General features: G+C 67.6%; 8 protein-coding genes. 5 read left to right on the top strand and 3 right to left on the bottom strand.

The genetic code is table 11. The annotated features are described in order from the left end of the window. Positions 1-117: 117 nt before the first annotated feature. The 3 genes from WKR98_RS26765 to WKR98_RS26755 all read right to left on the bottom strand — a co-directional run bounded on the left by WKR98_RS26765 (position 118) and on the right by WKR98_RS26755 (position 2,863). Positions 118-726, bottom strand: coding sequence for a hypothetical protein (locus tag WKR98_RS26765; RefSeq protein WP_341435135.1), 609 nt, complete (start codon positions 724-726; stop codon positions 118-120). 78 nt (positions 727-804) lie between these two features. Continuing rightward, positions 805-1,839 (bottom strand): ABC transporter substrate-binding protein, encoded by a 1,035-nt coding sequence (locus WKR98_RS26760; RefSeq protein WP_341435134.1) that lies wholly within the window; start codon positions 1,837-1,839, stop codon positions 805-807. A gap of 25 nt (positions 1,840-1,864) precedes the next feature. Next, positions 1,865-2,863: an ABC transporter substrate-binding protein gene (locus tag WKR98_RS26755; protein ID WP_341435133.1), complete on the bottom strand. Its 999-nt coding sequence runs from the start codon at positions 2,861-2,863 to the stop codon at positions 1,865-1,867. Between the two features lie 562 nt (positions 2,864-3,425). Between WKR98_RS26755 and WKR98_RS26750 the strand changes: the two genes are divergently transcribed. The 5 genes from WKR98_RS26750 (at position 3,426) to WKR98_RS26730 (ending at position 9,102) form a co-directional block, all read left to right on the top strand. Next, positions 3,426-4,400, top strand: coding sequence for a hypothetical protein (locus WKR98_RS26750; RefSeq protein WP_124688580.1), 975 nt, complete (start codon positions 3,426-3,428; stop codon positions 4,398-4,400). Positions 4,401-4,520: 120 nt separating this feature from the next. Beyond that, positions 4,521-5,738, top strand: coding sequence for an ABC transporter substrate-binding protein (locus WKR98_RS26745; RefSeq protein ID WP_341435132.1), 1,218 nt, complete (start codon positions 4,521-4,523; stop codon positions 5,736-5,738). Between the two features lie 3 nt (positions 5,739-5,741). Then, positions 5,742-7,685 carry an ABC transporter permease gene (locus tag WKR98_RS26740; RefSeq protein WP_124688582.1) on the top strand — a complete coding sequence of 648 codons (1,944 nt, stop codon included), beginning with the start codon at positions 5,742-5,744 and terminating at the stop codon, positions 7,683-7,685. Further along, complete coding sequence (locus WKR98_RS26735; protein ID WP_341435131.1) at positions 7,682-8,437, top strand: ABC transporter ATP-binding protein; 756 nt, start codon at positions 7,682-7,684, stop codon at positions 8,435-8,437. Before WKR98_RS26740 ends, WKR98_RS26735 begins: the two co-directional genes overlap by 4 nt. Beyond that, entirely contained in the window at positions 8,434-9,102 is a 669-nt protein-coding gene (locus tag WKR98_RS26730) for an ABC transporter ATP-binding protein (RefSeq protein WP_341435130.1), read from the top strand. The genes WKR98_RS26735 and WKR98_RS26730 overlap by 4 nt, the downstream gene beginning before the upstream one ends. The last annotated feature ends 96 nt before the right edge of the window (positions 9,103-9,198 follow it).

The raw sequence follows: 9,198 nt of genomic DNA, 5'->3' as shown, positions 1-9,198 counted from the left end.
TTGCGCCGATGATAGTGGACGGACGTCTGTGAAAGTAGGTCATTGTCAGGCTATCTACAACCAAAACCCCCGACCGGGACTCCGGCCGGGGGTTTTGTCTTTTACGCGCCCCTTTTCTTAATCGCGGATGCGGGAACCGTCGGGTAGAAAACGTTCGCTTCGTATGACGGCGCCGGACGCATCGTAGCTGCGTTCGGATAATCGGCCGCCGCGCGCGTCATACGTCACTTCCCGCTTGAGCTGGCCCGCTGCGTCATATTCCTTGTGTGTGCCCACCGGGCGGAACTGTCCCTGGAAAACCCCCGCAGATAGCAGCTTGCCCTGGTCGGAAAACCGTTCCACGTACTTGCCAGGCAGTCCCCCGGGTTCGCGCACGGATTGATCCACGCGGGTTTCCTTGACCTGGCCGTTCAGGTACCAGGCCGTTCCCTTGATTTCATTGCCCCCCACGAAGGTCTGGTCGCGCAAAGGCTTGCCGCTTTCGCTCCATTCCCGTTCGATGGCTTCCGTGACCGTCTTGCCGCCGCGAGTTCGCTGGCGCTCGATGGATTCGTAGATCAACTGGCCGTTGCGGGCGTATTCCTTGGTATGTTGGCCGTCGTCCACGGGCTGGACGACGGTCTGGCCGGCCAGCGAGGTGTTGCGTTCGGCGTGGGACGTGGTGGCAAGGAGCGCGATGGCAAGCGCTGCCGCGCAGGCCGTCAGGTGCCGCGGTGAAACCTTCATGGACGAGGACCTCTGGATGCGATCCTCAACCATACCTTCCAGGGCGGCGGCTTGTCGCGGCCGCCCCGTAAATCAGTGTTACCGCGTGCCGAGGATGGACGCGTCGTAGATGGCCGATAGCGGGGCTGACTCGGGCGTGATCAGGCCGTTCTCGATATAGTGGTTGCGCATTTTCTCTATGGTCGACAGCTTGATCTTGCCCGAGGGATTCAGCGATACGGTGGCGAACAGCCTTTCGGCCATGGCCTGGTCCACCTTGAACAGCTTCATCAGGCGGTCGAGGTTTTCCTGGCGCGGTGCCTTGTCGATGTGCTGGACGGCCTCGAAGATGGCCGTGGCGGCTTCCCGGACGAGTCCGGGTTTCTCCTTCAGCGTGCTGCGCTTGGCCAGAACCACGTAGGGGTCCCAGTCCGTGCCCACGTAGTCGGAGATCTTGGCCATGCTGTGCAGCAGGTTTTCCCTGTCGGTCAGGATGCCCGTATGCTCCGTCGTGACCCAGATGTCGGCCTTGTCTTCCCTGAGCGCCGTGTAGTTGGTGCCCACGCCGCCGGTGGGCACATAGACGATGTCGTCCGGGCTGACCTCGAGCGACTTCAGGAAGAGATCGACATAGAAGCGGTCGGTGCCCGCCATCTGGGTGACGGCGAAGCGCTTGCCCCGGAGTTCGGTCAACGCGATGGGCTTGTCCGCCAGCGTCCACATATGCCATTCGGCCCGGGTGCCCAGGTCGCCGATGATGGTGAACTGGACGCCTTTGCTCAAGTAGTTGATGGTCGCGCCCATGCCATACAGGCGGACGTCGCAGTTGTTTTCCGCCTCGGGCGTCCATTCGCGGCGATCGTCGATGGGGACGGGGTCGACGGGCTTGATGCCGTGCTTGTCCCAAAGCCCCAGGTCCTGGATCGTCGCGTTGATCAATGCGGTGCCGGGAACGGTCCGCACGCCTATCTCATAGGTGAAGGCAGTGGGCTCGCTGGTGGCCGGAGCGGGGGCGCCGTCGCCGCCACAGCCGGGTAGCCAGGCGGCGGCCGGAAGCACGGCCATGGTCTTGAGCAGGCGCCGGCGTGCCGGTTGCAGGGTGGAGGCGCAAGGGGAAAGCGGAAAACGCTGCATGGGATGTCTCCTGGGTGGGGGGAGGTCAGGCAACCGTGCCGACGACCGACGCATCGAAGATCGCGTCCAGCGGCAGGGCATTGCGTTTGATCACGCCGGTGTCCACGTAGTGGTTGCGCATCTTTTCTATCGTCGACAACTTGATCTTGCCGGCAGGATTCAGCGACACCGTGGACAGCAGCTTGCCGGCGACGGCCTCGTCGACCTTGAAGCGCTGCATCAGGCGGGTGACGTTTTCCTGGCGCGGTGCCTGGTCGATGTGCCGGACGGCTTCCAGGACGGTGGCGACGGCTTCCTTCACCAGCGCCGGCCGTTCAGCCAACGTGCGCCGCTTGGCGACGATGACGTAGGGATACCAGTCCTTGCCGACGAAGTCGGAGATCTTGGCGACGCTGCGCAGGCGCTGCTCGCGGTCGATCAGGATGGCGGCGTGTTCGGTGGTTACCCAGATGTCGGCCTGGCCGTTGCGCAGCGCCTGGTAGTTCTGCGGTACGCCGCCGGTGGGGACCAGGGTGACGTCGTCCTGGCTGACGCCCAGCGACTTCAGGAACAGGTCGACGTACAGCCGGTCCGTGCCCGACAACTGCGTGACCGCGAAGCGCTTGCCCTTGAGCTGCCGGGCGTCGACGGGACGGTCGGCCAGGGACCACATGTGCCATTCGGCACGCGTCCCGAGATCCGCGACGATGACGAAGTCCACCCCCTTGCTGAGGTAGTTGATGGTCGCGCCCATGCCATATAGCCGCACGTCGGAATGGTTTTCTTCCTCGGGGCTCCAGGTCCGCCGGTCGCCGCCGCCCAGCGGAGGCGGCACGACGGGCTTCAGGCCGTGCTTGCGCCACAGGTCGAGGTCCTGGGCGGTGGCATCGATCAGGGCCGTGCCCGGCACGGTATTCACGCCCATGGTGAAGGTGAATTCGGTCAGGCCCGTCTGGGCGGCCCGGGCGGGCAGCCAGGCCGCGGCGGGCAGCAGCGCGGCCGTGGCCAGCAGCCGGCGGCGGGTGGGTAAGAAGGGGAAGTCCATGCTCGCTGTCTCCTCTGTGAATGTTTTGTATATAAAAATAGTTTTCGAATACTAAACTTTCACGGATCAAGGCGGCAAGTCAGGTCATTCCCTGCGTTCGGGGATTTTCATAATCTGGACCAAATGGTCCGGCATGCTGGCGCAAGCTGGCGAAAGGGAGCAAAGGCCGTCGGGGAAGTCCGTGGCCAGGATTTCCCCTAGAAAAGGGCGGGAGATGGGCGCCACACTAAAAGTTGCACTTTCGCCCGCCATTGCGGGCGAGTGCTTACAAGCAACTAATAGGCGGTGTCAGCGGGAGATGAAAATTTTGCGTATTTCGCAAGCAAGGCACGAGTCGGAACGCGTCTTATTTTTTTACATATTGAATTGTGCGCCCAGTTATGCAATAACGCTCGTACGCCAACGTTAACGGCGGCGCCGCAGGGAACTTTAGCGTTCGTTTTCCGTGCGCCGACGCATTACGCCGTTTTCCGTGTGCGGGCTTTGCTTCGATTCTGGCTGTGTTGTCCATGGCGTGCCGCCGGCGCGCTGGTATCCAATTTAGTCACTGAGCTGTCCCGCCATGTCCTACCTCACGGATTCTTCCAAGTTGTCCGGCTTCTGGAGCGCGCGCTCGCAAGGGTTGCACCGGTTCTGGTGGGGGTTGCGCTACGCCCAGCCCATGACCCTGCTGGGCGCTCACCTGGGCCGCAAGGATGAGTATCTGGCCTGGTTCAACACGGTCGAGACGCCCGTGCTGCGCCACCCGGCCAGCCACTGGGCCTTCTGCCAGCGGCCGCCGAGCATGGTGGGTGCGCAGGCCTTCCATTTCTTCGGTGTGGAACGGGTGCTGTCCGACAATCGTGGCTGGCACTGGCGGCCCTGGGGCGAGAACTGGCTGCACAACCTCCATGCTTTCGACGACCTGGTGGCCGATGGCGCGGAAGGCCGTTTCGAATGGCACGAGAAACTGGTCACCAACTGGATCGTGGCCAATACGCCCGGCAAGGGCGTGGGCTGGCGGCCGCACAGCTTGTCGCGGCGCATCGTGAACTGGGTCAAGTGGGACCTGGACAAGCGCGGGCTGAACGAAGTGGGGCGGCGCAACCTGGTCGTGCAGGTGCGTTTCCTGCGCCAGCGGCTGGGTGCGTCGATGACGGCGGCCTATCCCACGAAGGCGGGCAAGGCGCTGCTGTTCGCCGGGGCCTTCTTCGACGGGGCGGAAGCGGCGGCGTGGCGCAAGACGGGACTGTCCGTGCTGCGCACGGCGCTCAAGCCCAGCTACATGCGGGCCCGCCTGGGCGGGGGCGATGCCTATCGCATCGCGATCATCGAAGACCTGCTGGATGTCATCCAGCTCGACAAAGTCTATCCGGGCCTGCTCGGCCGGGACGAGTTGGCGCGTTCGCAGGACCTGGTGCTGCCGCTGTTGGCGATGGATGGCGAGCGCCGCGCCGCGCCCGGCCTGGACGAGGCCGAGCCCGTGTTCTTCGCCGAACCCAGGGTGCAGGCGCTGCGGCAGTACGCGCAGCGGCTGGGCCTGAGCGCGGCCGCCTGATTTCTTCCGGCGACTCCTTACCCCCTTACAATAGGCGCTCCTCCGCAAAGGAGGGGTGCCGGCGTTCGCCCGCCCCGCATGCCGGGCATCTTCTTCGTGGGGCCTAGTCCGAGTCTGTCCATGCTTCGCACATCGCTTGCTTCCGGTTTCCTCGGTTTGTCGATCCTGCTGGCCGCGCCCGCGCCCGCGCACGCCGCCGACCCGCTGCGCATCGGCGAGATCAACAGCTACAAGGCGCAGCCCGCCTTCCTCGAACCCTACCGCAAGGCCATGCTGCTGGCCCTGGAGGAAGTCAACGCCGCCGGCGGCGTGAACGGGCGCCCGCTGGAGCTGTTGATCCGGGACGACAACGGCGTGCCGGGCGACGCGGTGCGCGCGGCCGAGGAGCTGGTCTCGCGCGAACGCGTGGCGATGCTGGCCGGCGGCTTCCTGTCCAACATCGGCCTGGCGCTGGGCGACTATGCCCGGCAGCGCAAGGTGCCGTTCCTGGCCAGCGAGCCGCTGACCGACAAGATCACCTGGGCCAACGGCAACCGCTATACCTTCCGCCTGCGGCCGTCGACCTGGATGCAGGTGTCGATGCTGGTGCCCGAGGCGGCCAAGCTGGGCAAGAAGCGCTGGGCCATCGTCTATCCGAACTACGAGTACGGGCAGTCGGCGGTGCAGACCTTCAAGACGCTGCTCCAGGCCGCGCAGCCCGGTGTCGAGTTCGTGACCGAGCAGGCCACGCCGCTCGGCAAGCTCGATGCGGGACCCGTCGTGCAGGCGCTGGAAGCCAGCAAGCCGGACGCGATCTTCAACGTGCTGTTCGCCACCGACCTGACCAAGTTCGTGCGCGAAGGCGCCACGCGCGGCCTGTTCAAGGGCCGTGAAGTGGTCAGCCTGCTGTCGGGCGAACCCGAGTACCTGGAGCCGCTGAAGGACGAGGCGCCCGAGGGCTGGATCGTGACGGGCTATCCCTGGTATGCGATCAAGACGCCCGAGCACCAGCGCTTCCTGGATGCCTATCGGAAGAAGTACGGCGAGCCGCCGCGCCAGGGTTCGGTGGTGGGCTACGTGACCATCCATGCCGCGGCCGAAGCGCTGCGGCGCGCCGGCGGCACCAATCCCGAGAAGATCGTCGACGCATTCCGCAACATGCCGCTGTCCTCGCCGTGGGGACCCATCGTGTTCCGCGCGCAGGACAACCAGTCGACGCTGGGTGCCTTCGTCGGGCGGACCGCGCTGCAGGGCACCGGGGCGCAGCGTACGGGCGTCATGGTGGACTTCCGTTATGCCGACGGCGCCAGGTACCAGCCCACCGATGCCGAGGTGGCGAAGTTGCGGCCGGCGCGCTGAGCGGTGCTGGCGCAACTGCTGAACGGGCTGGCCAGCGCCAGCAGCCTGTTCCTGCTGTCGCTGGGGTTGACGCTGATCTTCGGCGTGTCGCGCGTGGTCAATTTCGCGCACGGCTCGCTGGCCATGCTGGGGCTGTATCTGGGCGTCACCCTGGCCCAGGCACTGATCCCGCTGTGGGGCGCCCTGGGGTTCTGGGGCGCGGTGGCGGGCGCGGCGCTGGCGGTGGCCGTGGTGGGCGCGCTGATCGAGCGCGGCGTGCTGCGCCGGCTCTACGGCAGTCCCGAACTCTTCCAACTGGTCGCGACCTTCGCGCTGGTGCTGATCATCCGCGATGCGACGCTGGCCGCCTGGGGCGCCGACGACCGGCTCGGGCCCAAGGCGCCGGGGCTGACGGGCGTACTGGCTCCCGGCACGCTGAACCTGCCGTCGTATGACTTCGTGCTGATGGCGATCGGCCTGCTGGTGCTGGCCGGCGTGCAATGGATCATGGCGTCCACGCGCTGGGGCCTGCAATTGCGCGCCGCCACCGAGGACCGCGAGATGGCGCTGGCCGTGGGCGTGGACGAGCGGCGGCTGTTCACACAGGTTTTCGCGCTGGGCGCCGGCCTGGCGGGGCTGGCGGGGGCGTTGCAGATGCCGCGCGAGCCGGCGTCGCTGGCCTACGATCTGCAGGTCGTGGCCGAGGCCTTCGTGGTGACGGTGGTGGGCGGCATGGGCAGCGTGGTCGGCGCCTTCGTGGCCGCGATGATGATAGGCGTGGTCAAGGCGGCCTGCGTGGCGCTGGGGACGGTGTCGATAGGCGGCCTGGAACTGGTGCTGCCCAAGCTGACGCTGGTGATCGAATTCCTGCTGATGGCCATCGTGCTGGCCTTCCGGCCTTGGGGGCTGTTCGGACGGCCGGTGGCGCCGCCGCGCGCGGCGCGCGCCGAGCTCAATCCGCTGCCGCCGCCCACGCGCCGCGGCGGCCTGTTGCTGGCCGCGGGCGTGGCGGCGCTGGCGCTGTTGCCCTGGCTGGCCGGCGACATGGCTTATGTGCTGGTCCTGGCCGTGGATGTCCTGATCGCCGGTCTTTTCGCCGCCAGCCTGTATGTCCTGATGGGGCCGGGCGGCGTCCATTCGTTCGGCCATGCGGCCTTCCTGGGCCTGGGGGCCTATGGCGGGGCGCTGGCCGCGCCGCTGGTGGCGGCCGTGCTGCCGGGGCTGGCCGACTCGGGGCCAGGCGGCATCGCCAGCATCCTGCTGTGCCTGGCGGCGGGCATGCTGCTGGCGCTGGCCGGCGCGGCGGTGTTCGGTTTCGTCGTGCTCAGGGCGGCCGGGGTCTACGCGGCCATGCTGACCCTGGCTTTCGCCCAGATCACCTGGTCCATCGCCTTCCAGTGGGATGCCGTGACGGGAGGCAGCAACGGCCTGTTCGGTTTCTGGCCCCAGGGGTGGCTGGCCACGCGCGAAGGGTTTTACTGGTTCGTCCTGGGCGTGGCATGCGCCGGCGGCCTGCTGCTGCGGCACCTGATGCACGCGCCTTTCGGGTTGACGCTGCGCATGGTGCGCGATGCGCCGCTGCGCGCCGAGAGCCTGGGCCTGCCGGTATTCGCGGTGCGCTGGACGGCTTTCATGCTGGCGGGGGCGCTGGCGGGCGCCGCTGGTGTCCTGACGGTGTTCGCCAAGGGCTCGGTCGCGCCCGACCTGCTGGCCATTCCCCGGTCGGTCGACGCGCTCGTCATGGTCCTGCTGGGCGGCCTGCAATCGCTGGCCGGCCCCTGGCTGGGCGCCCTGGCCTATACGGTGGGGCAGGATTTCCTGGCGCGCGCGACCGAATACTGGCGCGCCGCGGTCGGGTTGGCCATGCTGGCGGTGATCCTGCTGGCGCCGGGAGGGCTGACCGGCGTCAGGCGGCTGGGAGGCCTGGCCACGTGGGGGCGGGCGAGCGAAGGGAGGGCGCCGCGATGAAACTGGTCGTCGCGGGTCTGTCCAAGTCGTTCGGGGCCGTGCGGGCGGTGGATGACGTCGGATTCACGCTGGAAGGCGGCCAGATGCTGGCCTTGATCGGTCCCAACGGCGCGGGCAAGAGCACCTGCTTCCAGTGCATCAACGGCCAGCTCCAGCCCGATGCCGGCCGCATCGTGTTCGATGGACGCGATCTGACCCGCCTGGGCGTGGCCGCGCGGGCCCGGCTGGGCCTGGGGCGGACGTTCCAGATCGCCCAGGTGGCGGCGTCGCTGAGCGTGGGCCAGCATGTCGCGCTGGCGCTGGCCGCCCGCGCCCCTGGCGTCTGGCACGATGTGCGCGGCCGCGGAGCGGGCGTGGACCCGGCCGAGCTGCAGGCCTGGCTGGAACGCTTCGATCTGGGGGCGCTGGCCGGCAGGCTGTGCGGAGAACTGCCCTATCCCGAACTCAAGCGCGTGGAGCTGGCCAGCGCGCTGGCCCTGAAGCCCCGTGTGTTGCTGATGGACGAGCCCACCGCGGGCATGACGCGGGCCGACCGGCGCAGCCTGATGGCCATCGTGAAGCAGGAGGCCGCCGGCGGGCTGGCGGTGTTGTTCACCGAACACAGCATGGACGTGGTGTTCGGCTTTGCCGACAAGGTCCTGGTCCTGGTGCGCGGCCGCGTGATCGCCGAAGGGCCGCCCAGGCAGATCGCCGAGGATCCGGCGGTGCGGGCGGCCTATCTGGGCACGGCCGAGGCGGGGGAGCCGGCATGACGGCGTTGTTGCAGACACGCGCGTTGTGCGCCTTCCATGGCCGGGCGCAGGCGTTGTTCGACGTGGATCTGGACGTCGGAGCGGGGGAAATCGTCGCCCTGGTCGGCCGCAACGGTGCCGGCAAAAGCACGCTGATGCGCGCGCTGGCGGGCCTGGTCGAGACTTCCGGCGAGGTGTTGCTGGATGGCCAGTCCATGGCCGGCTGTCGTGCCGACAGGCGGGTGCATGCGGGCCTGGCCTGGGTACCGGAGGACCGGCGCATCTTCACCCAGCTCACGGCGCGGCAGAACCTGGAGGTGGCCATGGGCCGGCCGCGTCCGGGCGCCGAACCCTGGACCGTGGAGCGGGTCTGCCGCCTGTTCCCGGAGCTCGAGCCGCTGGCGCATCGCCCGGGGGGCGCGCTGAGCGGCGGCGAGCAGCAGATGCTGGCGATCGGCCGGGCGCTGATGACCCAGCCCCGGGTGATCCTGCTGGACGAGCCGTCCGAGGGCGTGGCCCCCATCGTGGTGCAGCGGTTGGTGGAGGCGATACGCGTCCTGCGCGGGCAGGGGCTGGCGATCCTGCTGTCCGAGCAGAACGAGGCGCTGGCCGCCCCGCTGGCGGACCGGAACCTGTACATGGATGACGGCGTGCTGGGGTTGGCTTCGCCCGGGGCGCCGGGGTAGGGATCCTGGGCACCGACGGGTCCGGGCCGGGTGGCTCGTCCATATAGTTGTTATCGTCAACAAAGTAGTGTATAAAAACAACTATCGTAGGCCACC

It is taken from the genome of Pigmentiphaga sp. YJ18, from assembly GCF_038066655.1.
In the GTDB taxonomy this organism is placed as follows: Bacteria; Pseudomonadota; Gammaproteobacteria; order Burkholderiales; family Burkholderiaceae_B; genus Pigmentiphaga.
This window is presented reverse-complemented; position numbering and strand designations above follow the sequence as displayed.

Coding starts and splice junctions, on each gene's coding strand:
- WKR98_RS26765 (WP_341435135.1), bottom strand. CDS start 726: ATGAAGGTTTCACCGCGGCACCTGACGGCCTGCGCGGCAGCGCTTGCC.
- WKR98_RS26760 (WP_341435134.1), bottom strand. CDS start 1,839: ATGCAGCGTTTTCCGCTTTCCCCTTGCGCCTCCACCCTGCAACCGGCA.
- WKR98_RS26755 (WP_341435133.1), bottom strand. CDS start 2,863: ATGGACTTCCCCTTCTTACCCACCCGCCGCCGGCTGCTGGCCACGGCC.
- WKR98_RS26750 (WP_124688580.1), top strand. CDS start 3,426: ATGTCCTACCTCACGGATTCTTCCAAGTTGTCCGGCTTCTGGAGCGCG.
- WKR98_RS26745 (WP_341435132.1), top strand. CDS start 4,521: ATGCTTCGCACATCGCTTGCTTCCGGTTTCCTCGGTTTGTCGATCCTG.
- WKR98_RS26735 (WP_341435131.1), top strand. CDS start 7,682: ATGAAACTGGTCGTCGCGGGTCTGTCCAAGTCGTTCGGGGCCGTGCGG.
- WKR98_RS26730 (WP_341435130.1), top strand. CDS start 8,434: ATGACGGCGTTGTTGCAGACACGCGCGTTGTGCGCCTTCCATGGCCGG.